Origin of the sequence: Bacillus sp. L75, from assembly GCF_003676355.1 — a bacterium.
Classification (GTDB): domain Bacteria; phylum Bacillota; class Bacilli; order Bacillales; family Bacillaceae; genus Bacillus; species Bacillus velezensis.
This window is the reverse complement of the sequence record NZ_ML064904.1, coordinates 14,901-39,874: the sequence shown is the minus strand read 5'-3', so window position 1 is coordinate 39,874 and position 24,974 is coordinate 14,901. Positions and strand designations below refer to the sequence as shown.

Genomic DNA, 24,974 nt, shown 5'->3' with positions numbered 1-24,974 from the left:
CTAAAATCACAAATTTAAGGTTGACACATTCCTTTTTTTTCTGTAATCTCAGTGTGTCAATTCAAATAAGAACTTCGTTAGGTGAGGCTCCTGTATGGAGATACGCTGCTGCCCAAAAATGTCCAAAGACGCCAATGGGTCAACAGGAATCATCGACATAAGGTGATTCTTAACGCAGCTGGATGGCTGTCCTATGCCATACAGTGCTAAAGCTCTACGATTGGAGGCCCCGCACGTTTATTTGCCGTGCTTGTTTTCGCCTTCATATCAGAAGGTTTTTTTTATGCCTCAAAACGTACACGACTGAGCATGATAAGGAGGTGCGGAGTATGGATTCTCCCCATTCGAGTATGTCAGAAGAAGTACCCATATACAGCCAGATAACCAGTGACGACATGATGAGGAGACAAACCGCCGCACTTCCCTTGACGGACGGCGCGTCTCCGTAAAGGAGGTACGAGTCCCGATGGTCCAAAACATGACCTATGACGAACTCATATTACGCATTATCATTTTATTGCGGGACGGAAAAATAAAAGAATTCCGAAACATGATAGATGAGCTTCAGCCCTATGACATGGCATTTTTGTTTAAAGAAATGCCGGAAAAGCACCGGGCCCGCTATCTGTCATATATGACGGTTGATGACATCACCGACATGATCGGAGAGCTGGAGCGGGAATTTCAGCTTGCCGTTTTGCATAAAGTCGGTAAAACGAAAGCCACTCTCGCAATGAATAAAATGGATAACGACGATCTCGCCGCATTGCTGGAAGAGATGGATGAAGAACTGAAAGAACAGCTTTTATCCAGCATGGAGGCTGAGGAATCAAAGGCCGTGCAGCTTTTGATGAACTATCCGCAAGAATCGGCGGGACGGATGATGACGAACCGCTTCGTCTGGATTCCGCAGCATTATACAGTAAAAGATGCGGTTGTGAAGCTGAAAAGCTTTGCAGAAATCGCAGAATCAATAAATTATTTGTACGTAATTAATGACAGCAAGCAGCTTGTCGGAGTGCTCTCTTACAGAGATTTAATTCTCGGCGAGCCTGAGGATAAAGTGCAGGATCTCATGTTTACGCGTGTCATCTCGGCCGGGGTGCTCCAAGACCAGGAAGAAGTCGCCCGGCTGATCCAGCGGTATGACTTTTTAGCCATTCCGATCGTGGAAGAAAATCATGTGCTTGTCGGTATTGTCACTGTCGATGATATTATTGACGTCGTGATTAAAGAAGCCGATGAAGATTACGAAAAATTCGCAGCCTCCGGTAAGGCGATTACATTTGATACGAAAGCGTACGTTGCGGCGTACCGCCGTTTGCCGTGGCTCATTCTGCTTTTGTTTATCGGATTGATTTCCGGAAGCATTCTGAATTATTTTGAAGATACATTGCAAAAAGTAGTCGCCCTCGCGTTTTTCATGCCGATGATCGCGGGAACGACGGGTAATACAGGCACACAGTCACTCGCCGTCGTCATCAGAGGACTGGCTAAAGAAGAAATGAATAAAAAAACCATCTTTAAACTGATTTTCCGTGAATTAAGAACCGGTATCTATATCGGCATCGTCTGTGCGATCGCGATTACGATTGTCGCAACCGTCTGGCAGAAAGACTTAACGCTCGGTTTTGTCGTCGGTTCATCGCTGCTTGCAACGTTGATTATCGGTACGATGGCCGGAACGATCGTCCCTATTATTCTTCATAAACTGAACATTGACCCGGCGATTGCATCAGGACCGCTGATTACGACGCTGAACGATATTTTGTCCTTATTAATTTATTTCGGCATTGCAACTGCATTTCTTCATGCTTTATAAAAAAAGTCCGTCTCACAGGAGGCGGACTTTTTTGATTAGCGGTTTTTATACTTAAAATGAGCATTAAGCTGTCCTTCCAGCATTTTTTTGCGGAGCTGCGGGTCGTTTTTGAGAGCCTGTTCTTTTTTTCGCATGTCTTTTAAAATTTCAGCCGTCTGCACGCCGTCTTCCCGCTTGTTGGCAATATCCATCAGCCGCTCAACGTCCGCGAAGGAATACTTTCTCGTTCCCCGTGATGAACGCTGCGGATAGATTAATTTCCGTTCTTCATAGTATCTGATCTGTCTGACTGACAATCCGGTTAATTCGCTTACAATGCCGATCGAGATTACTTTTTTATCTTTGTAAGATTGTTCGTCTGTCGTCATTTTTCCACCCCTGGATGTCTTTTACTCATATTATATAAGAAAAAAAGAGAAAAAACCTGACGCTTGTCAGGTTTTCTGACGCGGAATAGAAAATTTTAGAAAAAAAGCGGCAGAAAAATTGACAAGGTTAATGCATGGTTCTGTGCCCCGTTTTATGCTTACTGTACAGACACAATGAGGAGGAAGGATAGGAATGGAGAAAGAAAAAGCGGTTTCGCTGGCAAAAGAAATCATTGAATTAGATATGAAACGCGATGAAATGCTGGAGGCGTTCATGCAGCTTGCCGGGGAACACGCTTTTCCGCTGCTCAGAGCCGTCCAGAACGGACTTTACCGAAAAACATCATAATCTACAGAAGTTTTACAATGGCTTTATACGTCTTTGATATAAAAGCGTTATTCTGATCATAGAATAACGGAAAACAAAGGAGGCCGCCATGAGTCGTTTGCTTCAAAATGCATTGGACAAAGAGAGAAACCATTATTCCAAAAAGCTTCTGCAGATCGGAGTCTATACGAAAGAAATACTCAATTCCATGACAATTACGGAGCTGAGAAAGGAATACGCGTATTTTTTTCGGAACATTCCCTATAAAGAACGGAACCCTTATACAAATTAAATGATGTATAAGGGTATTTTTTTATATAAAAAAGAAGGAATTCTGAAAAACGGCACGAATAGAATATAAAACAAAGATCGACTCTTATGAATTGTAAGGGTTTACATTATTTTTTTATAAAAATCTTAAATACGGGGTAGATATGATGAGATTATCATTTAACGAAGAAGAAGTGATGCGTTCGATGAATTTGTACAAAGTTTTTGCAAGGGCTTTCAAGAGTGTGTCTGAACACAGCATCCGCGACAGTAAAGAACACGGTTTTAATCCGACTGAATTTGCCGTTTTGGAGCTGCTCTATACGAGAGGACCGCAAAAGCTTCAGCAAATCGGGTCGCGTCTTTTGCTTGTCAGCGGGAATGTCACCTATGTCATCGACAAGCTTGAAAGAAACGGGTTTTTGGTCAGAGAACAAGACCCTAAGGACAAACGGTCTGTTTACGCCCATTTAACTGATAAAGGAAACGAGTATTTGGATAAAATTTATCCGATTCATTCATTGAGAATTGCGAGAGCGTTTTCAGGACTTATGCCTGAGGAACAGGAACAGCTGATAGCCTTACTGAAAAAAGCGGGAATTCACAGCCAGCATTTGCTTTTCCGTTAAAAGAAAGCGGATACAAACACTCTTCTTCACGAAGAGTGTTTTTTTCTGTTCCGGACAGTAGAGCCTGAAGCGGTTTTTGCATAAGCTGATACAGGTCGGCATCATTATTTACCAATCATAATGTGACATGCCCCATGCCAAAATATGAGGGTGCTTTGAATATAAAGAAGGTGAACATGTGAGAAGCTGTCTGCTGTCTATATGGTACTTACTTGATCCGCTTTATTTCTTCTTTACCCGGCTGACGCTGATTGATAAACGGCAATCGAATGTATTCCGCGTCCGTTTGACTAGATATAAAGGAAAAGAAGTCATCCTGAGCGACGGAACCAGAATTAAAAAAAACGACGTGTTAGTTAAGATTCATCTTCATAATGTCAAACTCCTGAAAGAGCTGCAGCCTATTGAAAGCGCGGTCAGAAGGGGGATTATGCTATATCAGAAGGTATATCAATCCATGCCTCATTTAGCGGATTATATTAACCAGCATAAACGGAAAGACGAGATTAAGGGAGTCGTCGGCATTACAATGCTTCATAAAGGAGCTGCGAGACTCGGTTTTGATGTGATAAAACCGTCCAGCGGCTGCTACAGGCTGTTTAAGAAAGCGGCCCATATTCCGATTTTATACTTTACTGCAAAACAGCTCACCCTCAAAAACATTCCTTACTCCTGCTATTTATTTATTTCCAAAGAAAAATTGATGTGCACGTATCAGACTGAAAAGAGCTGACAAAAAGCGTCAGCTCTTTCTCTTGATTTGCTCAAGCACGATTGAAAGCGGGCCGTCCTGCGGATTCCGGTAAAAATCATAAAACGGATCTCCCTCTGTCCTGACGCGGTTCACTACTGTATCGATCGTATAATCATCAGGTGTTAAAGAGGAGTTGACTTCACTCCAATAAAGGGGAGCCGCAACCGTTCCCAATTCGTTGCCCCGGGTCGAATAGGGGGCGATAATGGTTTTCCCTTCGGCATGCTGCAAGTAATCTAGGTAGAGCCTGCCGTTTCGGTTTTTGATAAACCGCTCTGTCGTAAAAAGATCCGGCCGCGTCCTGACGCAATAATCGGCGATGAGCATTGTGAACGCACGGGTTTCTTCATAGGTGAATGCTTCCGGTGAAAGCGGGATGTAGAGCTGAATGCCTTTATTTCCGGAGAGCTTCGGGAATGACGTAATGCTTAATGAGTCAAACAGCTGTTTCAGCACATGCGCAGCCTCCACTGCCATAGGAAAATCATTCCTTGACGGAGGATCAAGATCAATGACGATTTCTGCGGGCCTTTCAGAATGCACTGTCTGAAACGGAACGTGAAATTCAAGCGCCAGCTGATTGGCCAGCCATAGAAGTGACGGTATGCTGCTGCATACGATGTGCTCGTGGCTCCCGTCAAACACGCTTGAGACAAAGTCCGGCGTGTAGTCCGGTTTGTTTTTTTGAAAAAAAGATTCGCCAGGCGCGCCGTGCGGATAACGGATCACCGTGACGGCCCGATCTTTAAGAAAGGGCATAAGAAAATCGCTCATTTTCACCATATAACTAAGGAAATCTGCTTTCGTTTTTTCACGTTTTTTAAAAACAATCTTATCCAGGCTTGTGAACTGCAGCTTCGGCGGCAGCGTTTTAGAGTGAAGGATAAGCTGCTGATACGTGCATTCCGTCCAATCCATTTCAAACTGAAAAGACACAAAAGATACTTCACGCAGCGTGTCCTGCAATATGGTTAAATACTGCACGGTCATGCAGATAGAAGGCTCAAGTGTATACTCGCCGCTTTTTTGTTTTTTTCCGTGGGTCTCCATAATGGTTCTGACGGCGTTTTTTTCTTCCGCCTGCATGCCGTGGGAAACGGAAGCGATCGGGACGGCGGTGCCGTCTTTTAAAACAGAGGCCGTTACATACCCGTTCTTCGGATTAAACCCGGTTAATAGCACATGTGCCGTTTTCATATGTTTATACTTTTGCCAGTCGGGGGAGCGTTTATTTTCCGCCCAGCCGCTGGAAGCCCTTTTTGCTACGATACCTTCTCCGTCATGGCGGACGACCTTGTCCCAAAGCGCATCAAAGTCAGTGTGTTCCGGAATGTATTGAATCGCTTCTTCCGCTAAGTGATGAGGGCAGGCTGGAAGATTTGCTTCTTTAAGCAGTTTGGAAAGGGCGCGTTTCCGTTTCACATACGGTAATGAAACGGTGCCCGCGCCTTCCAGAACGAGGAGATCAAATGCCAGAAAGCGGCACGGCCGTCTATCAGCGGTGCTTTCAATTGCTTCCGTCCGTTTTAAACGTCCGCGGATTTGAAGATGCTCAAAGTCCGCTCTGTACGGATTGATTAAATAGACAAGCTCTCCGTCAAGCGTAATGGGGAACCTGTCTTTCATGTGCTGAAAACACCGAGCCGCAAAAGCTGTGATTTCCGGAAATTGATTCGTCAGCGTCTGTCCGTTTCTGCTGGTTAATGTAACGCCGCTTTCGTCTATGCGGAGAAGACAGCGGAACCCGTCATACTTTACCTCATAGCGCCACTCACTGCCTTCAGGCGGTACAGAGGTCAAAATCGGCTGCATCGTCAGCACCATGATTAAGACGTTCCGGCTTTTTGTCTGGTCGTCTTCTGCTTTTTGCCTCCGCCGCCTGCTGACGCGGCGTCTTTTGGCCGCGCTGGTGCAGCCTGTTCGCGATCCGGCCGCTTCGTCCGGTCAATGCTTGCCTGAAGCGCGCTGACAAGATCGATGACATCTTCGCGCGGGCCGGCAGCAGCCGGTGTCACGCCCGCTTCTTCATGTTCGAGCTTATCGTTAATTTTAGCGAGAAGGGCTTTCCGGTATGTGTCTTCGTATTGTTCCGGGTCAAACTCGGTTGTCAGCTCATTAATTAACGTAATCGCCGTCTGCAGCTCTTTTTCATTAACGGCTGTCTGCTCGGGAACGCCCGGCACATGTCCGGCATTTCTGACTTCATCCGGATAATGAATGGATTCCATCACGATGCAGTTGTCATACACGCGAAGAATCGCAAGCTGCTGTTTAGAGCGGATCGTAATGGAGGCAATCCCGATTTTACCCGTCGTCCTCAGCGCTTCTCGCAGAAGTGTATAGGCTTTTGTGCCGTTATCTCCCGGCCCGACATAATATGACCGGTTAAAATAAATCGGATCAATTTCCTGCAGCTGGACAAAGTCAACAATCTCAACCGCTTTTTCTTCATGTTCCTGTTTTACGTCTTTCAAGTCTTCGTCTGTCATAATGACGTATTTCCCTTTTACATACTCATAGCCTTTCACGATTTCATCAGGTTCCAGACTTTTTTCACATCCGGTGCAGATTTTCTCGTATTTAATCGGCGCATGGTCTTCTTTATGAAGACTGCGGAATTTTATATCTTTATCTTCAGTGGCCGCAAAGAGCTTGACCGGGATATTGACGAGGCCGAAACTGATCGAACCCTTCCACATCGTGTGCATGAATAAAAACTCCTTTTTGTCTTTATTGTGGATAAACGGGTCCGTTCCATGTGTAGCAACTTATGGGTGTTGCGGCGCTTCATGGAGCGGCTGTTCCATTTCCTCAGGCGGAAATGGTCGGCTGAAAAGGAAATGAATTCTTTATTTACAATCAGTGAATCGGTAAGTTCTTTAAAGCGCTGAAGTCCCTGAAAATCATCAGCGGTAATCAAAAAGATTATACAAAATCATTCCCCGGGAAATGCCCACGCATTCCCATGTGGTGACTGAGAAAATTTCCCGCTCCCATATGAACTGAATCCGCGGTCAGCCGCCGCTTACTTTTCGGGAGATCTTAAGTGATGTAAACGCCGCCAGACAAGCAATCAGGAGACAGGCGGGACGTTGTATTGCGCATGTCATTCCCTCCCGCTATACCGATCTGAAACGACTCACATTTATAAAGGGCATGTCTAAAAGATATTTCAGCCTCAAGGTTTTGTGTTAAAATCATTCTTAAGTTTCGGAATATAGACGTAAGCCGGGAGTGATAGATCATCGAAGATTTCATCATATCAATAATAGAGGCGTTTAAAAGCTTATCTTATGCCGGAATTTTTTTGGCGCTCAGTATAGAATTCATCCCGGCGGAAATTGTTCTTCCGCTTGCGGGCTATTGGGTCTCAAAAGGGGATATGACACTTGCCGGGACCGTGTTTGCCGGTTCGCTCGGCGGTGTTTCAGGTCCGCTTGTCTTATATGGAATCGGCAGGCTGGGCGGTCGGCCGTTTTTGCTGAAATATGGAAAGTATATATGGATAAAACCCGAATCCCTGCAGAAATCAGATGATTTCTTTCAGAAGCACGGAGGTTTGGTCGCGTTCAGCGGCCGTTTTATACCGGGGGTCAGGACGCTGATTTCTTTGCCGTGCGGCATAGCGAAGATGAATGTCTGGGTGTTCTCTCTATATACATATGCAGCGATGCTGCCGATTACATTTGCTTACGTATACCTCGGAATGAAACTCGGGGAAAATTGGAAAAGCGTCGGTTCCATTCTCGATCAATATATGCTGCCGCTCGGTATATTCATTGTGTTGCTTCTCATTCTTTGGATGTTTTTAAAGAGAAGAAAACAGCGGGCCAAAACAGAAAAAATTTCTCAATTTGTTAAAAAAGTTAAGCGTTGACAAATGATGAAACAGGCTTTATCATGAGCGTATAAACAAATATTTCTTGAAATCCCAAAGGGGAGTAGCGTCCGGATATTCCGGAAACAAAGTCGTCAATTCATGGATCATATCCATCGGCTTTGTTGGCATGCCAATCATTCATGTCTAGCAAGACCTTTGCCTTATATCGGCAAAGGTCTTTTTTGCGTAAAAAACCGCCGGTATAAGCTCGGATGATAGAAAAAAGAAACGGAGGGAATGGATTGGACTTTGCATTATTATTGGAGTATGGATGGGTTCTTCTCGTTTTAATCGGGCTGGAAGGGATTTTGGCGGCGGATAACGCGCTGGTGATGGCTGTGATGGTGAAGCATCTTCCTGAAAAACAAAGGAAGAAGGCTTTATTTTACGGATTGGCGGGCGCATTTATTTTGCGTTTCGGGTCGCTGTTCGCCATTTCTTTTCTGGTGAATGTTTGGCAGGTCCAGGCCGTCGGCGCTTTATATCTGTTTTACATTGCGGTCAGCCATTTGCTGAAGCGGTATGTATTTAAAGATAACGCCGGTCAGAAAACGCAGAAAGAAAGCGGGTTTTGGCAGACTGTCTTGAAAGTGGAGCTCGCGGACATCGCTTTTGCCGTTGATTCCATTTTAGCGGCGGTCGCGCTTGCCGTAACGCTCCCGGGAACTCAGCTTCCTGCCATCGGCGGCTTGGACGGCGGTCAGTTTCTCGTTATTTTAGCCGGCGGCGTAATTGGTTTAATCATTATGCGTTTTGCGGCATCAATGTTCGTATCCTTACTGAAAACCAGGCCGGGCCTTGAAACGGCGGCATTTGTGATTGTCGGATGGGTAGGCGTGAAGCTCGCTCTTTATACATTGGCCCATGAGGAACTCGGTATAATTCCGGCAGATATCATCCATTCGGCGGCCTGGAAAATCATTTTCTGGGCGGTTCTGGCTGCCATTGCGGTTTGCGGATGGTTTATGTCAGGAGCAAAACAAATAGAGTCTGGCGCGGAACCGGAAAAAAGAGAACACGCGTAAAATGATCAAAAAGGGAGTCTGGCTTTTTAAAAAGCAGGTTCCCTTTTTTGTTTGAAACGCTTACATTTAAGACATATGATAACAATTTTATAACAGCATTGTTACAAAAAACACAGAGAAAACCCCCTTAATTCTGCATGGGGGCACGAAATCATGTATAGTACGTCTTATTGGCTTGTCATAATTGAGACAAATGAAATCGATTTCTCTTTTTCTTCCTTTGCGAATCCCTACTAAATTAGCTATGATTATGAGTAGTTATAGGGAGGAACTGAGGTGAAACCAGTGCTTAGCCTTTTGTTTAAATTGGGAAAAAAGAAGCAAACGCTTGAAACATCTGTTGAAAAAATACAAAAAGGCGACAAAGATCTGCAGAACGATTTAATACAGCAATATAAGCCTTTTATCGCGAAGACGGTTTCATCCGTTTGTAAACGATATATAGATGAAAAAGACGACGAATTCAGCATCGGGCTGATCGCGTTTAACGAAGCCATTGAAAAATATTCGGCTGAAAAAGGTAATTCGCTGCTTGCATTTGCAGAGCTGATTATAAAAAGAAAAGTGATAGACTATATCAGAAAAGAAGCAAGAACCGCTCAGCATATCAATATGGATGTGCAGGAAGGCGACGACCAGGAATCTTCGCAGAGCCTTATCGAAGCGGAGCTTTCCATTGATGAATACCGCAAACAGATAGAACAGGAACAGCGCCGGGAAGAAATTCTTTTTTTTCAGAAGCAGCTGAAAGAATACGGCCTGTCTTTTAAAGAGCTGCTGGAACAATCGCCGAAGCATACAGATGCGAGGCAGAATGCGATTAAGGTAGCCTACACGCTTGTTGAAAATGAAGAGCTGGCGTCCATTTTGCACCAGAAAAAACAGCTTCCTGTCAAGCAGCTGGAGCAGCTCGTGTCGGTCAGCAGAAAAACGATCGAACGGAACCGAAAATATATCATCGCCATGAGTATTATTATTACCGGTGATTATATTTATTTAAAAGATTATCTTAAAGGGGTGTTGCACTCATGAGAAGAGGGATCATAGTAGAGAAAAATAAAAAATTCGTCACGTTGCTAACCCCTGACGGACAATTTTTAAAAACAAAAAATGATCACCGCACTTGTGAAATCGGAGAGGAAATTACGTTCGAAGGCGAAACGCGTATGGGAAGAAGGGCCAGCTTTTTTGATTTTCTGAAACTGCGCCCTTTTAAATTGGGAGTGTTTACGATGACTGCTATTATTTTGTTTATTTTAATTTTGCTCCCGGTTTTTTCTGATAACAAAGCTTACGCGTATATGACGCTTGACATTAATCCCAGCATTGAAATGGCTTTAAACAGCAAATATGAAGTCATTGAACTGACACCGCTGAACCATGACGCCAAACAGGTCATCAGTGACATCGGAGATTGGAAAAGCAGCGATTTTAAGGAAGTCATCAGTAATATTATTACCGATTGCAGCAAGCATGGATATGTAAAGGAATCAAAAGAGATTTTAATTTCCACGGTTTATGAAAATACAGATGACAATACATATAAAAAAGGCGTTAAAAAACAGTTGGCTGACATGACTGAAAAATATAAGGGCACCTATCAGGTCCAATCGCTTGAATCTGATATGGAAACAAGAGAAAAAGCAAAACAGGAAGGGATGTCAACAGGCAGCTACATAAGAAGAAACGAAAAGAAAACAGAAGAAAAACAGCCTGAAAAGCAAACCGACGGCAATGAAACAGATCAAAAAGATACCGAAACAGACGCTGATCAAAGCGAGCAGCCGGACACAGACAAGCCGGCGGCTGATGAAAAGACAGCTCCTGATGAAGAAAAGGCAGCAGAGAAGCCGGGAAACAATGAAACAACGCCCGGTACGGAAGAAGCGAAGCCGGACAGTCAGGACGGCAATCAGCAAACCGAAAAAAATGCAGCTTCCGGATCAGAGGAAAACACACAGAAGGAACAAGATGGGGAAACAGAGCAGCCCCCAACACAAAATCCTCAGGAAAACGGAAATGACAAAGAGCCTAAGCAAAAGTATTACAATCATTACTGGAACCATGATCGCAATGAACATTGGGAATCCTATCGGCATCATGAAGATTCGTCAGACCGAAGGAATCCGAACGGCTACCGGCACGGAAAGGAGAATGCCGATAAATATCAAAATTCGCCGAGAAGTCCCGGCGAATAAGCTGCATTATTGATTTTTCCCGTTTAATTGTGATTGAGCCTGCTGTACAAGACGTTTTGTCATTTCCCCGCCTACAGAGCCGTTTGCGCGTGCTGCTGTATCAGAGCTAAGGTTCACGCCGAATTCTTGAGCCACTTCGTATTTAAATTGGTCAAGTGCCTGCTCAGCCCCTGGAACTAAGAGTTTATTTCTGCTCGCCATCTTTTTCATCTCCTTTTCTCTGGCAAGATGTGTTTTCGCATTTTAGTTTCAAACGGAACGGTATTGATTATGCTGGCAATTGTTGTACAGCAAAAAAACCCCGGCGCAGACACCGGGGCGAAGAAGCGTTATGAATTATAATAAATGGCTGGTCATTTTGTAGGCTGAGGCTTGAATATGGAAAGTCAAAACGGAGAGCACCGTGACGGCGATTATGGATCTGATATTGTTCCATTGTCCGCTTCCGAGTTCTTTAAAGCAGCCTTTGAGCTTGTCCGTCTGCTCTTCGACGAGCTCCTGCAGGCTCGTTTCCTTCATCGGCGGGTTTGCCTTATGATGAAGATAATCAATCACTTGGGCGCAGCTTTCATAGTAGCTGATCGGGCTGATGACGTCGTCTGATCTGTCTGTGATCGTGTTAAAAGCGATTTTTAATATGCCGCGTATATGTTCGAAGTCATAAATTGATTTTAAATCACGTACAATGAGAAGGATGACAGCTTGTTCAATTGTATATTTTTTGCCGAGTAAGGGGTGGCCGATTAAATCTTTAATATCGCGCTTCACCCAGTTTTGGACGGCGGTTGATTTTAAAGACGTCAGCTCGCACAGATTTCCCAGCTCGACAATCTCGTTAGTTGAAAGCCCGTATTCCTTTTTCTCTTTTTTTCGTTCGAATCTCGTCAGAAATTCAGGGATATGCAGACGGCTTTCCGCTTCATCCAAGGTCATATCCGCTGATTGCAATAAGATTTGGAGAGGGGTTGCGTCTCCTTGGCCTTTTAGCGCGTAAAGAAGCCGGACCATATCAGTTCGGGTCAGTTTAAACGTGTTCATGGTTCACCTCTGATTGATTACGTGTTCACTTTTTAATATCACTGAGAATTACATTAACATCATACGTCGAAATTGTTGCATTTTCAAACAGATCATTTATAATTTAAGTAAATAAGTTCTTTTGATCTTAAAAAAGACGGAGGTAATTATGGCGAAAAGAATATTTCTGTTTATTTTAACGAACCTTTTGGTCATTACGACAATCGGAATTGTGCTTACGATTATTACAAGCGTTACCGGTGTCGGCTCGTATATACAAAATGGCCGCATTGATCTGATGGCATTGCTCGTGTTCAGTCTTGTCGTCGGTTTTGTCGGTTCTTTTATTTCTCTCGGAATGTCCAGATGGATGGCCAAAACGATGATGGGCGTCCGGGTGTTAAATCCGAAGAAACAGTCGCTCAACTATGAAGAACAGCAATTGGTTGACCGTGTGCACAGATTGTCCCGTGCCGCAGGGATGACGAAAATGCCTGAAGTCGGCATTTATCATTCCCCGGAGGTCAATGCTTTTGCGACCGGACCTTCTAAGCGCCGTTCGCTTGTCGCGGTTTCTTCAGGTTTATTGCAGCAGATGGATGATGCTGCGGTGGAAGGGGTTCTTGCCCATGAAGTCGCACACATCACAAACGGTGATATGGTCACGATGACGCTGCTGCAGGGAATCGTCAATACGTTCGTTGTATTCCTTTCCCGAATCGCGGCATGGGTTGCAAGCCGCTTTGTCAAAGAAGACCTCGCGCCGGTCGTTCATTTTATCGCGATGATCGTGTTTCAGATTATCTTTTCCATTCTCGGCAGTCTTGTCGTCTTCGCTTACTCGCGCCATAGAGAGTTTCACGCTGACCGCGGCGGTGCAGACCTTGCCGGCAAGGATAAAATGATTCACGCCCTGCGTACGCTGAAGTCTTATACAGGACATGTGAATGAAGAGGACCAGACGGCGGTGCAGACGTTAAAAATTAACGGTAAAAAGCATTCGTCACTGTTCTCCACACACCCTGATCTCGATGAGCGCATCCGCAGGCTGGAAGCAAAATAATCAACAAAACCTCTGACAATCGTTTCAGAGGTTTTTTGTTTAAAGATCGGCAAATTACATAAGGTAATGAAAAATCTTTCTAAAAAGACCTTTAAAAATTCTCCCAATATCATTAGAATAATTACGTACTACATTTGAGAGGCAGAAGGAACTATCTTATGAAATTAAAACTGAAGAAATTCATACAGATCTTGTCGCCTGCACAGCTGATTGCATTATATTATTTTCTCGCTGTGACGGTGGCATTTATTTTGCTAAGTCTGCCGGCCGCCCACAAACAAGGGGCCAGCTGGTCGTTTATAGACGCGCTGTTTACGGCTGTCAGCTCAGTCAGTGTCACCGGTTTAACGGTCGTCAACACGGCTGATACATTCAGCACGGCCGGGATTGTCATTTTGGCTTTCGTGCTTCAATTCGGCGGAATCGGCATCATGACGCTCGGAACATTCGTCTGGCTCATTATGGGCAAACGGATCGGTCTGCGGGAACGGAAGCTCATCATGGTGGATCAGAATCAATCGCAGTTTTCCGGTATCGTCAACCTGATGAAGCAAGTGCTGTTTTTGATTTTATTAATCGAGTTTTTAGGCGGCATCATCTTAGGAACATATTTTTTAACGTATTATGATTCGTTTAAACAGGCGTACTTGCACGGATTCTTTGCGAGCGTCAGCGCCACGACAAATGGCGGTTTTGATATTACGGGAAATTCACTCGTCCCGTTCAGACATGACTATTTCGTGCAGTTTATTACGATGCTCCTTATTATTTTCGGTGCGATCGGTTTTCCGGTGCTCGTAGAAGTAAAGGACTTTTTGTTTTCAAAACAGCGCAGATACTCATTCACGCTGTTTACGAAAATTACGACCGTTACGTTCGGAATGCTCGTTTTGTTCGGAGCCGTGGGCATTTATGCGCTTGAAGCAAGCCATGTCATGAAGGGGAAAAGCTGGCATGATGTTTTATTTTTATGTCTCTTTCAATCAACCGCTACGCGAAGCGGCGGGCTTGCGACAATTGATATCAGCCAGCTGTCGGCGCCGACATTATTTTTCATCTGCGCCCTCATGTTCATCGGCGCATCACCGAGCTCGGTCGGCGGCGGAATCCGTACGACGACGTTTGCGCTTAACCTTCTTGCCCTGTTTCATTTTGCCCGGGGAAATAAAGCGGTCAAGGTCTTTAAACGCGAGCTTCACCAGGCTGATGTCATGAAGTCGCTGGTCGTTACGATGATGGCGATTCTGCTCGTGTTCGGATCGACGCTGATTCTGGCCGTGACCGAGAAAAATCAGACGCTCCTCGGACTGCTTTTTGAAGTGTGTTCCGCATTCGGAACGACCGGCCTGTCGCTTGGGATTACTCCGCATTTAAGCGACATCGGAAAATGCGTCATCATGATTGTCATGTTTATCGGCCGGATCGGCATTTTGACGTTCCTTTATCTGATCGGCCGAAAAGAAATCGAAGCAAATTATCACTATCCGAAGGAAAGAATGATTATCGGCTGACACCGCTTTTCAGAAAGCGGTGTTTTTTATTGCCGTAAAATGGATGAGTGGAAACAGTTTCTTTGGAGATTCTACTTGTAAAGAGGTGACGTCATTGTTTACCGTATTTTGGAAGTCGGTAGTTATGATAGCGGTCGGTACCTTTTTATTGCGGATTGCCGGACGGAAATCAATCAGCCAGCTGTCGGTGACCCAGACAGTCATCATGATTTCGATCGGCTCGATTATTATTCAGCCGTTTATTGAACATAATTTATGGGAAACTATTTTCGCGGCGGCGATTTTTATTGCGGTATTAATCCTGATGGAATATTTAGAAATCAAATCAAGCTTTTTTGAGTTTTTATTTTCAGGAAAAACCGTCGCCGTTGTCAGAAACGGAAAAATCATCCCGGAAAACTTAAAAAAAATGCGTTTTACCGAAGCTCAGCTGTCAATGAGGATCAGGCAGGAAGGCCTCGGAGACATTCAAGATTTTAAATATGTGCTGCTTGAGCCGAACGGACAGATCGGCTATGAACTCATTGATGAGGCCAAAAACGTGACAGTGCGCGACTTGAAAAAAATGCTTGATGAATTCAAAACAGATTTGCTGACAGAAGGAGGAAATCAAATGAAACGCAAAGCAGCAAAGAATGAAGCTTTGACCAACAACAACACACCGACTGAGAGCATGGACAAAGATGCATATAAAACACAATATGACGGTGATCCCGGACTGAGAGGCGCAAACCGCAAATCAAAACACGGCAAACAAGGAGGCGAGTAACATGACGAAAAAAAACCGCCACAGCAAAGACATGCAAAACCATAAAAAGCCGATGGACCCTAAATTGCTTGAAGAAGAGTTTGCAAGCGAGCTCGGTGATTATAACGCCGGAAAATGGATTGAAACGCTTGAACAGACGAAGCCAAAGAAAAAAGAAGACCGCAAACAATAAAAAATACCTCTTAGGCGGCAACGCTTAAGAGGTATTTTGCATTATTTCGAATAAGCACCGTTTCTTGTTCCTTTCACCGCTTCAAGCCAGCCGGTGATCCGCAGCTCAATAAACGGCTGTGCGGCCGTTTTCACCGCATTGCTGGAGAGAATGGACGTAAGAGCGGCCGTTAAAATTAAGAGCATGACTAAATTCTGATAATCAGACAAGTGATCTTCAAGCCCGATCTGCCGCAGCGTTTTTATAATGAATCCATGCAGCAGATACACGTAAAACGTTCTCGTCCCCCATTTCGTAAAGAAATAACGCTTTTGCGGAACGAGCGCCAAAAAGCTGAAAGTGGCGGCAAAGGCCAAAACATACCAGCCGATGCGCGACAGACCGCTCAACAGCGACACTGTGCCGAATGTAGAATAAGGCTCCGATCCGAACAGCCACGAGTAATCAAAGTCAATACACCAGCATAAGAGGAAAACAATCCCCAGTACGCCCGCGGCAATCTGTCTGCCTCTTTTAGCCCGAAGCAAATCAAAGTGCTGTTTCTTTAAATAAAACCCGACGAGAAACATCGGAAGAAAAACAAACGTCCGTGAAAGACTCAGCGTGCTGCTGATAAAATCAAGATACCCGATCATGACGGCAAGCCCGCAGCTCGCCCCAAGCGCCCACATTTTCGGCAGCTTCGTAAAGGGATAAAGCAGCAGATTCCAAAAGAATAAGCTGACTAAAAACCAGAGAGACCACTGCGGATCAATCGGATTGACGCTTGCCATGCTTTCATCCTGAATCAAATAGTAAAAAACTGAGTAAATGCCCTGAAAAATCAGGTACGGAATAATCAGCTTCACAGCCAGCTTCTTCACATAACCTTTCCGCTTAAAGTTTTTTGCGAAATAGCCGGAAACCAGGATAAAGGCCGGCATATGAAAAGTATAAATGAATTTGTAGAGATGGAGCATAAACTCATTTCCGTTAATAAATGACCGGAGGATATGGCCGAACACCACCAGAAAAATCAAGATAAACTTGGCGTTGTCAAAGTAACTGTCTCGCGATTTTGTCATAGCGTCACCTTCTCTTCAAAAATCATCCACTGCATGATTATTTCCTGTTGGTGTTCATTTTAAAATAAAAAACAAAAAATTGAAGGAGGACAAAAGGGATTGTTAGGATGATGTAACGGGGAGGTAAGGATCGTAGAAAAAGACTTCAACTTGTCATATCATTGAAATTTTCTGAAATGTATAGGGCGAATGAAGGAAGATGAGGTATTTTGTAGAAATATTGAAGGATAGGTTTTTGAAGAAGGAGTGTACTGAATGGCTGAAACTCTGGATTTGCAAACAAACGAGTCGCTGAAAGAGCAGCTGAAGCGGATGAAAGAGGAAAATGACCGCCTGAAGAGTGATTTGAACCGGTATCACGTGATTATGAATAACACGCTTGATGCCATTTTTATATGCCGTAAGGAAATGAAAATCGTCCAGGCGAACGAGGCTGCGGCCCGGATGATGCAGATTGAGGCAGAGAGCCTCATTAACCGCTCCGTCCTGGATTTTTTATATTCCGTGCCTCAGGAAGAACTGAATAAGGCCGTGAAAAAGTTTTTAAAAAAAGGCCATCTGTGGAAAGAGGTGCCGATTAAGCTTGACAGCGGCGCGACGAAATACATTGAATTCCTCGCCAGAGACGGAATTGGGGAGGATTATTTTTTTGTGGTGATGAGGGACATCTCCTCTAAAAAAATATTAGAGCGCGAATTCTCCATGAACGAGCAGCTGTTTAAAGATTTGTTTGACAGGGCTGTCGACGGCATCGTGCTGTTTGATAAGGACGGCGGGTTTATTGATGCGAACCTCTCTTTTTGCAAAAGCTTTGAGATCGGCCAGAATGAATTGTCCCATCTGTCGCTCCGCCATTTTACCGACGGAGAAAACAAAAAGCATCTGAAAGAAATCTGGGAAACCCTCCGCAGAAAAGGAAACGCCAAAGGAGAACTGCCCGTCAAGCTTCGGTCGGGCGAAGAGAAGCTGTTTGAATTTACGATTACGTCCAACTTAATCAGCGGGTTCTACATGTCCATTATGAGGGACATAACAGAGAAACGGTTGATGGAATTGAAACTTTTCAAAAGCGAAGAGCGATTCCGCGAAATTTTTGAAAACGCCATGGACGCGATTGTCATTTGGTCTGATGACGGAAAGATTGCCAAAGCAAACGAATCGGCGTGCCGCATTTTCGAACTGCCGATGGATAAACTGGTGGAGACGAATTTATGTACGTTTATCGTTGATCCGCAGAAAAAATACAAACAGATTAAGAAAAAATATGAAAAATACGGGGAAATCCGTGAAGAAATGCTGTTTCAGATGGCAAACGGCCAATTTAAAGAGCTGGAATTCACATCAAAACGAACCATACTTGAAGGTCAGCATTTAACCATTTTAAGAAATGTCAGCGATCGTAAGCGGATGGAAAAGGAATTGCGGGAAAGCGAGCTGAAATTCAGAAAAGTATTCAACGGCTCAATGGACGGCAAGGTCTTATTTGACAACCAATTCCGCATTATTGACGCGAATCCTCTCGCAAGCCGTATACTCGGTATGCCGGATGAGGAGCTGAGAGCGTACACCGTTCCGGATATTCTTTCTTTATTTGATATTGAAAACGCGGGTGTTCCCGCCAGAAAGATTGATTTAGAAGGAATGGATAATGAAATCCCCTTCCTGTTAAGCAGCAGCGACAGCCGCAAACTGGAATTCTCCTTCAAAAGAAATATCATTCAAAATATGAATCTGGCCATCTTTAAAGATGTCACAGAGGCCAAAGAGCTTGAAGAGAGGCTGCGGAAATCCGACACTCTTCATGTTGTAGGGGAGCTGGCGGCGGGCATCGCCCACGAAATCAGAAACCCGATGACGGCGCTGAAAGGGTTCATTCAGCTTCTTCAAGGAAGCATTGAAGGCGAATATTCTCTGTACTTTAACGTCATTACCTCAGAATTAAAACGAATCGAGTCTATCATCACTGAATTTTTAATTTTAGCGAAACCCCAGGCGATATTATATGAAGAAAAAGACGTGACGCAGATTATGAAAGACACGGCTGATCTTTTGAATGCCCAGGCCAATCTTGTCAATGTGCAGATCCATCTGAACCTGACCGGAAACATCCCGCCGATTTACTGTGAACCGAATCAATTAAAACAGGTGTTTATCAATATTTTAAAAAACGCCATTGAAGTCATGCCGGGCGGCGGCAATATCTACGTGACCATTCAGTCTTCTGATCAAGACCACATTTTGATTTCTATTCAAGATGAAGGAACAGGCATTTCCGAAGACAAATTAAAACGTCTGGGTGAACCATTTTACACGACAAAAGACAGGGGAACGGGCCTCGGTCTCATGGTCAGCTATAAAATCATCGAAGAACATCAGGGACGCATTCATGTGGAAAGTGAAGAAGGGAAGGGCACCGTTTTTCATTTGACGCTTCCGATCCGGCAGAATACCGAAGAAAGAAGGAGCGGGGAATGATCTGTTTTACAAGTGTCAGAGCGCCGTTTGGAACCGTCATCATAACAGAGGAAGAGAGCTTTATTACCGGCCTGTTTCTCACCGGGGAAGATTTTGAGGAATGGCGGAAAGACGCGCCCGGCGTAAAGCCGTGCGAAACCGCTTTGCTGTCGGAGGCGAAACAGCAGCTGGCATCATATTTTTCAGGAGAAAGAAAGCAATTCTCTCTGCCTCTGAGACAAAAAGGCACACCCTTTCAGGAAAGGGTATGGAACGCGCTGACGATGATTCCTTACGGGGAATCCCGAAGCTACGGCGATATGGCTGAAGCGATCGGAAAACCGAAAGCGGTGCGCGCCATCGGACAAGCCAATAAACGAAACCGGCTGCCGATTTTGATCCCTTGCCATCGGGTAATCGGCAAAAACAGCGCCTTAACGGGATACGCGGGCACGAAGACGGATGTAAAAGCGGTGCTGCTGAACATCGAACAAATATCCTATAAAGAAAAATAAAGCGTATGGCACGTTCCGTTTTTTCACGTCCGACATATCATTTTATTAAGTGAAAAAAGTTGGTCTGATGAAAAAGGAGGACGAAGCCTGATGAAAATGAGCCGTCCGCAAAAGATAGCCGGTTATGCAGAGCTGTTTTTTAAAATGCATCTCATTACAGCCGTCCAAAAAGATGAAGTGATTACATTGTGCAGACAAAAAAACCGCTGACATTGCCTGAGGCAATATCATCAGCGGTTTTTCAGCTCAGCTGGCAGTCAGTGAATAATTGTTCAATTTCTTCCGTGTAAGAGCCGGTCACAATTCCTTTCTCGGTTATAATGCCGGAAATCAGGCTGCCCGGTGTGATGTCAAAGGCCGGATTGAAGACCGGCACATCTTCGGGAGCGGTGCGTATGCCGGAGATCTGTCTGACTTCATCCGGATCTCTCTCTTCAATCGGAATCTGATAGCCGTTTTCAATCTGCAAGTCAAATGTCGAAAGCGGTGCGGCCACAAAAAACGGAATTTGAAAGGCGTTTGCCAAAATAGCGAGGCCGTACGTTCCGATTTTGTTGGCCGTATCACCGTTTTTTGCAATTCTGTCAGCGCCGACAATGACCGCAGAAATATGTTTTTCCTTCATTGTATGGGCGGCCATGCTGTCGGTAATGAGCGTGACATCAATTCCGCCCTGCATCAGCTCCCACGCCGTCAGCCGTGATCCTTGGAGAACGGGTCTTGTTTCACATGCGTAGATATGAAGGCCGAGATCTTTTTGTTTCGCTAAGTAAAAGGGAGCAAGCGCCGTACCGTATCGGCTTGTGGCAATCGAGCCCGCATTGCAGATGGTCATGATCTGGTCGCCTTTTTTAAAAAGGTGCAGCGCATTTTGCCCGATCATTCGGCATGTTTCTTCATCCTCAATCTGAATTTGAATGGCTTCATGAACGAGCGTTGTCTTCGCTTCATTGATTGAGATCGCATCCCTGATGGAATCCGTCAGTCTGTCAAGCGCCCACGCGAGGTTGACGGCAGTGGGCCTCGAACTGTTTAAATACGCTTTGACATCCGCGAACTGACGTCGGAAATCTGAAAGGTCGCGGGCTTCAAACGACTTGGCGGAGAGCGCGAGTCCGAACGCCGCGGTTATACCGATGGCCGGGGCACCCCTTACTTTCAGCGTGACAATCGCGTCGAATACATCTTCCTTTGTTTCAAGTTCCGCATATTCAGTGACGTCGGGAAGCTTTTGCTGATTTAAAATGCGGATGTAGGTTTCTTTCCATTCTACAGAACGGGGGATGGCAAATTCATTGGTCATGCTGCATCATTCCTTTACACGGAGCTTAAATTGGTCCAGAACCTCGGTGATATGCTTCAGTTTTTTTCTGTTTTCGATATAACAGGCGCCGATGTCAAGCGCCAGCTTCTTCCGTTCGATTCGTTTGTCAAACGGAGTGATTTCATCTAAGTCAGCCACATGGGCGAGTCCGATCGTGCGCCGGATCAATTCGCATCCCGCAAAACCGACCGCTTCCTCAAACGCGTTTTTCAGTGTGTCTTCCAGCAGGTGTCTGCGGGAAGGCAAGCAGTCTTTCTCCCATGCTTCACTGAATGTTTTCACAAATGTATCCCATACGGCGGCAGTATGATCATATAACGGCTGTCTGTCGTCACCGTCGCGGCTGAGGGCGTTTAACAGCAGATTGGCGATAAATTGGCCGATGTCAAACCCGATCGGTCCGAAGAAAGCAAACTCGGGGTCAATCACCTTTGTTTCATGTTCATCGGCGAAGATGCTTCCCGTGTGCAGATCGCCGTGAACCAATGTTTCCGCGGAATTCAGAAAGATGGCTTTCAATTCGTCAGCACCTTCTTTCAGCCGGGAATTGTTCCAAACTTTTTCTGCGTATGGGCGCAGCTCCTCTTCAAAATCGTTTGTCTCATGGTCGAGAAACGGTTCTGTAAACACAAGCCTTTCCGTAATATTGCAAAGCTCAGGATTTGTAAACTGCTTTGCGAGCTGCTGCTTTACTTTCGCATCAAGCGCATAATCGGATGAGTAAAACAGCGTTTTCCCTAAAAATTCACCGATATGGGCGGATAAGTTGGGATAATGCTTCCCTTCCAGCAGCCCTTTTCTTGAAATCCGCAAATGCGAGAGGTCTTCCATAACCGTGACGGCCATTTCAGTATCGGAATAGTAAACGGCCGGAACGAGGTGCGGCACGTGTTCGCCCTGGCGGATGAGGGCGCTGCTTTCGATTCTCGCCCTGTCAATTGTAAGCGGCCAGCTTTCACCGACGACTTTCGCGTAAGGAATCGCCTGTTTGATAATCAGTCCTTTTTTGTTTTCTTTATCGTAAACATGAAAGACGTAATTTAAATTGCCGTCGCCGATTTCACGGCATGTCAGAGTGCTTTTGCTTTGGAATAAGCCGAGCTTGACGGCTAACGCGGCGGCGGAGCTTTCTGTTAATTGTTCATAAAGACTTATTTTAGTTGCTGACATGGATTTACCCTCCAATTATGTAGTGGCAGTAAGAGATCGTGACGGAGAATACGCCCGAAAAAAAGCCTCCTTCTCTGAAAGAGAAGGAGGCTGAAACAGTGCAGTCCGCCTCTTATCTCTCAGATAACATCTGATGGAATTAGCACCGTGCCTTATGAGACAATCGTCTCGGCGCAAAATGTACGCGCCCCATTTCACAATGGAATTACGGTCGGTTGCTGTTGGGGTCAAAAGGCCAATCCCTCGCCCAACTCTCGATAAGAGAAAAATATATTGATTTGTATCACAATTCGGATTAATCAGTTGATGAAAATATTAGCAGGTGCCGGATATTCTTGTCAACATTTTTTTGAAAATTAATATAAATCACGCCGCAAGTCTTGGAAAACCGGAATGGTTCCCCGCACGGCCGCGCTTTCTGACACATCGATTTCCGCCCGGACTGCGCCTTCCGTCCGGTCTCCTTCGGCTAAAATCCGGCCCCACGGGTCAATAATCAGGCTGTGGCCGGCAAATTCATTATCGGGATTGGACCCCGTGCAGTTAGAGGCTGCGACAAAACATTGGTTTTCAATTGCTCTGGCGATAAGCAGGCTTCGCCAATGATCAAGGCGGGGCAGAGGCCATTCCGCAGAGATAAACAGGACATTCGCGCCCTGGGACGTATGCTTTCTGATCCATTCGGGGAAACGGATATCATAGCAGATCAGTCCGGCGCACTTGACACCGTCAAGCTCAAAGGAACCGTCGCTGTTTCCTGCTGACAAGTAAAGGTGTTCATCCATCAGCTGAAACAGATGGGCTTTCTGATACCGCTTCACGATCTGTCCGCTGTTATCGGCGATGTACATGGTGTTATAGACATTTTCGCCTTCTTTGACCGCAAAAGATCCGGCAACGAGGTGTACGTTGTATGTTTTTGCCGTTTCTTTAAGCCATTGTTCCGAAACTTTGCCGTTTTCATCCGCCAGCTGGTCTAGCCGTGTGAGATCATAGCCGGTCGTCCACAACTCAGGAAGCACGATTACATCCGCATGGCGGCTTTCTTGCTCAATCAAAGATTCTGCTTTTTTAAAGTTTTCTGAAGGATTTCCGTATGAAATATCAAATTGCAAACAGGAAACGGTCCATTTCATTTTTTAACACCTCAAGTTTCTCTTTACTTTTTTTATTTAACCATATATGATGATGGACTATCATTTCAAGACATTTTTAGAAGGTGAAAATATGAACTTTGAAATCTCAGATGTACTCAAACAGCTGCCGGAACAATTTTTCGCATCATTGGTGCAAAAAGTGAATCAAAAGCTGAAAGAAGGCAGAGACGTCATCAATTTAGGGCAGGGAAACCCTGATCAGCCGACGCCTCAGCATATCGTTGAAGAAATGAAGCGCGCCGTCGAAAGGCCGGAAAATCATAAATACTCATCATTCCGGGGCGCTTACAGCTTCAAAGAAGCAGCCGCTGCATTTTATGAAAGGGAGTACGGGGTCACGCTTGATCCGGAAACGGAAGTCGCCGTGCTGTTCGGAGGCAAGGCGGGACTTGTTGAGCTTCCGCAATGTCTTTTAAACCCGGGAGATACCATTCTGGTGCCTGATCCCGGATATCCTGATTACTGGTCAGGCGTCGCCCTTGCAAAAGCGAGAATGGAAATGATGCCGCTGACGGAAGAAAGAGGGTTTCTCCCTGATTACAGCGTAATTCCTGAAAAGGTGCGGAGCGAGGCGAAGCTGCTGTATCTCAATTATCCGAATAATCCGACCGGCGCTGTGGCGACAGAGGCGTTTTTCGAGGAGACGGTCGGTTTTGCGGAGCAAAACGGCATTTGTGTCGTTCATGATTTCGCGTACGGAGCCGTCGGCTTTGACGGGCATAAACCGCTGAGCTTTTTGCAGACCGAAGGCGCAAAAGAGACGGGAATCGAAATCTATACCTTGTCCAAAACGTATAATATGGCGGGCTGGCGGGTCGGATTTGCCGTCGGAAACGCTTCTGTCATCGAAGCGATCAACCTTTATCAGGATCATATGTTTGTCAGCCTGTTTCCCGCGGCGCAGCAGGCGGCGGCAGCCGCACTTTTAGCGGATCAGGCATGCGTCGCGGCGCAAAATGACAGATATGAATCGAGACGCAATGCATGGATTAAAGCCTGCCGCGATATCGGCTGGGATGTGACGGCTCCGGCGGGCTCCTTTTTTGCATGGCTCCCTGTGCCTGACGGTTATACGTCACAGTCGTTTTCAGACCTGCTGCTCGAGAAAGCGGATGTCGCGGTCGCTGCCGGAAACGGGTTCGGAAAATGGGGGGAAGGCTATATAAGAGTCGGTCTTCTGACAAGTGAAGAAAGACTTAAAGAAGCTGCGGAAAGGATCGGGAAACTGAATCTTTTCACCCGAAAAAGCATTGACATATCAGGATAACAATGCGATAATTCAAAATACTTTATAAAATCATTATTCTTATCAAGAGCAGGCAGAGGGACGAGCCCGATGAAGCCCGGCAACCGACTGATAAAGCACGGTGCTAATTCTTGCAGCAGGAGCTGAGAGATAAGATTCGGACATAACACGAAGCCTCTTTCTGCTCATACGGAAGAGGTTTTTTTATGTTTTGCGAAAGAAAGAGAGGCGTTCACGC

General features: G+C 45.3%; 25 protein-coding genes and 3 riboswitches. Of the genes, 16 read left to right on the top strand and 9 right to left on the bottom strand.

Translation table 11 applies throughout. The features are described 5' to 3' along the window. Positions 1-66 precede the first annotated feature (66 nt). Positions 67-232, top strand: a riboswitch (M-box (ykoK) riboswitch). Positions 233-466: 234 nt separating this feature from the next. Further along, the gene (gene mgtE / locus D5S11_RS08760; protein ID WP_012117400.1) at positions 467-1,822 is read left to right on the top strand and encodes a magnesium transporter; all 1,356 of its coding nucleotides are present in this window, start codon (positions 467-469) and stop codon (positions 1,820-1,822) included. Positions 1,823-1,857: 35 nt separating this feature from the next. Here mgtE and D5S11_RS08755 read toward each other — a convergent pair whose 3' ends face one another. Next, positions 1,858-2,190: a MerR family transcriptional regulator gene (locus D5S11_RS08755; RefSeq protein ID WP_003154734.1), complete on the bottom strand. Its 333-nt coding sequence runs from the start codon at positions 2,188-2,190 to the stop codon at positions 1,858-1,860. 193 nt (positions 2,191-2,383) lie between these two features. On the opposite strand from D5S11_RS08755, the gene D5S11_RS08750 reads away from it, so the two are divergent. The 4 genes from D5S11_RS08750 to D5S11_RS08735 all read left to right on the top strand — a co-directional run bounded on the left by D5S11_RS08750 (position 2,384) and on the right by D5S11_RS08735 (position 4,150). Then, on the top strand, positions 2,384-2,539 hold the full coding sequence (locus tag D5S11_RS08750) for a hypothetical protein (RefSeq protein ID WP_003154733.1): 156 nt from the start codon (positions 2,384-2,386) through the stop codon (positions 2,537-2,539). Between the two features lie 88 nt (positions 2,540-2,627). Continuing rightward, positions 2,628-2,810 (top strand): Fur-regulated basic protein FbpA, encoded by a 183-nt coding sequence (gene fbpA, locus D5S11_RS08745; RefSeq protein ID WP_003154731.1) that lies wholly within the window; start codon positions 2,628-2,630, stop codon positions 2,808-2,810. Between the two features lie 142 nt (positions 2,811-2,952). Further along, positions 2,953-3,417 carry a MarR family winged helix-turn-helix transcriptional regulator gene (locus D5S11_RS08740; protein WP_007610911.1) on the top strand — a complete coding sequence of 155 codons (465 nt, stop codon included), beginning with the start codon at positions 2,953-2,955 and terminating at the stop codon, positions 3,415-3,417. A 178-nt stretch (positions 3,418-3,595) separates the two neighbouring features. Further along, the gene (locus D5S11_RS08735) at positions 3,596-4,150 is read left to right on the top strand and encodes a YkoP family protein (protein WP_007407215.1); all 555 of its coding nucleotides are present in this window, start codon (positions 3,596-3,598) and stop codon (positions 4,148-4,150) included. 9 nt (positions 4,151-4,159) lie between these two features. On the opposite strand, the gene D5S11_RS08730 is transcribed toward D5S11_RS08735, so the two are convergent. Together D5S11_RS08730 and ku are read right to left on the bottom strand one after the other, a co-directional pair. Continuing rightward, complete coding sequence (locus D5S11_RS08730) at positions 4,160-5,995, bottom strand: DNA ligase D (protein WP_053104288.1); 1,836 nt, start codon at positions 5,993-5,995, stop codon at positions 4,160-4,162. A gap of 2 nt (positions 5,996-5,997) precedes the next feature. Then, complete coding sequence (ku, locus tag D5S11_RS08725; protein WP_015239724.1) at positions 5,998-6,879, bottom strand: non-homologous end joining protein Ku; 882 nt, start codon at positions 6,877-6,879, stop codon at positions 5,998-6,000. A gap of 533 nt (positions 6,880-7,412) precedes the next feature. Here ku and D5S11_RS08720 point away from each other — a divergent pair. From D5S11_RS08720 to D5S11_RS08705, 4 genes are all read left to right on the top strand, one after another. After that, positions 7,413-8,048 carry a DedA family protein gene (locus tag D5S11_RS08720; protein WP_369878818.1) on the top strand — a complete coding sequence of 212 codons (636 nt, stop codon included), beginning with the start codon at positions 7,413-7,415 and terminating at the stop codon, positions 8,046-8,048. A 245-nt stretch (positions 8,049-8,293) separates the two neighbouring features. Further along, on the top strand, positions 8,294-9,076 hold the full coding sequence (locus tag D5S11_RS08715) for a TerC family protein (RefSeq protein ID WP_108725006.1): 783 nt from the start codon (positions 8,294-8,296) through the stop codon (positions 9,074-9,076). Between the two features lie 276 nt (positions 9,077-9,352). Further along, positions 9,353-10,108, top strand: coding sequence for an RNA polymerase sigma factor SigI (gene sigI / locus D5S11_RS08710; protein WP_003154719.1), 756 nt, complete (start codon positions 9,353-9,355; stop codon positions 10,106-10,108). Beyond that, the gene (locus D5S11_RS08705; RefSeq protein WP_014417566.1) at positions 10,105-11,274 is read left to right on the top strand and encodes an anti-sigma factor domain-containing protein; all 1,170 of its coding nucleotides are present in this window, start codon (positions 10,105-10,107) and stop codon (positions 11,272-11,274) included. The genes sigI and D5S11_RS08705 overlap by 4 nt, the downstream gene beginning before the upstream one ends. A 6-nt stretch (positions 11,275-11,280) precedes the next feature. Here the strand turns inward: D5S11_RS08705 and D5S11_RS08700 are convergent, their stop codons facing one another. Together D5S11_RS08700 and D5S11_RS08695 are read right to left on the bottom strand one after the other, a co-directional pair. Continuing rightward, complete coding sequence (locus tag D5S11_RS08700; protein ID WP_003154717.1) at positions 11,281-11,475, bottom strand: alpha/beta-type small acid-soluble spore protein; 195 nt, start codon at positions 11,473-11,475, stop codon at positions 11,281-11,283. A 135-nt stretch (positions 11,476-11,610) separates the two neighbouring features. After that, the gene (locus tag D5S11_RS08695; RefSeq protein WP_007407208.1) at positions 11,611-12,312 is read right to left on the bottom strand and encodes a DUF1836 domain-containing protein; all 702 of its coding nucleotides are present in this window, start codon (positions 12,310-12,312) and stop codon (positions 11,611-11,613) included. Between the two features lie 148 nt (positions 12,313-12,460). On the opposite strand from D5S11_RS08695, the gene htpX reads away from it, so the two are divergent. The 4 genes from htpX (at position 12,461) to D5S11_RS08675 (ending at position 15,806) form a co-directional block, all read left to right on the top strand. Beyond that, on the top strand, positions 12,461-13,354 hold the full coding sequence (htpX, locus tag D5S11_RS08690; RefSeq protein WP_020955720.1) for a protease HtpX: 894 nt from the start codon (positions 12,461-12,463) through the stop codon (positions 13,352-13,354). A gap of 158 nt (positions 13,355-13,512) precedes the next feature. Beyond that, positions 13,513-14,865, top strand: a complete 1,353-nt coding sequence (locus D5S11_RS08685; RefSeq protein WP_108725005.1) for a TrkH family potassium uptake protein — start codon at positions 13,513-13,515, stop codon at positions 14,863-14,865. Positions 14,866-14,959: 94 nt separating this feature from the next. After that, the gene (locus D5S11_RS08680; protein ID WP_042635144.1) at positions 14,960-15,634 is read left to right on the top strand and encodes a DUF421 domain-containing protein; all 675 of its coding nucleotides are present in this window, start codon (positions 14,960-14,962) and stop codon (positions 15,632-15,634) included. Position 15,635: 1 nt separating this feature from the next. Further along, positions 15,636-15,806 carry a hypothetical protein gene (locus tag D5S11_RS08675; protein ID WP_007408476.1) on the top strand — a complete coding sequence of 57 codons (171 nt, stop codon included), beginning with the start codon at positions 15,636-15,638 and terminating at the stop codon, positions 15,804-15,806. Positions 15,807-15,847: 41 nt separating this feature from the next. Here D5S11_RS08675 and D5S11_RS08670 read toward each other — a convergent pair whose 3' ends face one another. Next, positions 15,848-16,870 carry an acyltransferase family protein gene (locus tag D5S11_RS08670; RefSeq protein ID WP_007408475.1) on the bottom strand — a complete coding sequence of 341 codons (1,023 nt, stop codon included), beginning with the start codon at positions 16,868-16,870 and terminating at the stop codon, positions 15,848-15,850. Positions 16,871-17,125: 255 nt separating this feature from the next. Between D5S11_RS08670 and D5S11_RS08665 the strand changes: the two genes are divergently transcribed. Both D5S11_RS08665 and D5S11_RS08660 read left to right on the top strand, forming a co-directional pair. Continuing rightward, entirely contained in the window at positions 17,126-19,345 is a 2,220-nt protein-coding gene (locus D5S11_RS08665; protein WP_020955724.1) for a PAS domain-containing sensor histidine kinase, read from the top strand. Next, positions 19,342-19,839 (top strand): methylated-DNA--[protein]-cysteine S-methyltransferase, encoded by a 498-nt coding sequence (locus tag D5S11_RS08660; RefSeq protein ID WP_007408473.1) that lies wholly within the window; start codon positions 19,342-19,344, stop codon positions 19,837-19,839. The genes D5S11_RS08665 and D5S11_RS08660 overlap by 4 nt, the downstream gene beginning before the upstream one ends. A gap of 241 nt (positions 19,840-20,080) precedes the next feature. Here the strand turns inward: D5S11_RS08660 and mtnA are convergent, their stop codons facing one another. The 3 genes from mtnA to D5S11_RS08645 all read right to left on the bottom strand — a co-directional run bounded on the left by mtnA (position 20,081) and on the right by D5S11_RS08645 (position 23,469). Next, positions 20,081-21,142 (bottom strand): S-methyl-5-thioribose-1-phosphate isomerase, encoded by a 1,062-nt coding sequence (mtnA, locus tag D5S11_RS08655; RefSeq protein ID WP_032871314.1) that lies wholly within the window; start codon positions 21,140-21,142, stop codon positions 20,081-20,083. A gap of 6 nt (positions 21,143-21,148) precedes the next feature. Beyond that, entirely contained in the window at positions 21,149-22,333 is a 1,185-nt protein-coding gene (gene mtnK, locus D5S11_RS08650; protein ID WP_042635146.1) for an S-methyl-5-thioribose kinase, read from the bottom strand. 109 nt (positions 22,334-22,442) lie between these two features. Further along, a riboswitch (SAM riboswitch) is annotated at positions 22,443-22,597 on the bottom strand. A gap of 92 nt (positions 22,598-22,689) precedes the next feature. Beyond that, complete coding sequence (locus D5S11_RS08645; protein WP_003154702.1) at positions 22,690-23,469, bottom strand: carbon-nitrogen family hydrolase; 780 nt, start codon at positions 23,467-23,469, stop codon at positions 22,690-22,692. Positions 23,470-23,560: 91 nt separating this feature from the next. Here D5S11_RS08645 and D5S11_RS08640 point away from each other — a divergent pair, with 91 nt between their 5' ends. Further along, entirely contained in the window at positions 23,561-24,757 is a 1,197-nt protein-coding gene (locus D5S11_RS08640; protein WP_020955726.1) for a pyridoxal phosphate-dependent aminotransferase, read from the top strand. 36 nt (positions 24,758-24,793) lie between these two features. After that, positions 24,794-24,893: riboswitch (SAM riboswitch) on the top strand. Positions 24,894-24,974: the final 81 nt, after the last annotated feature.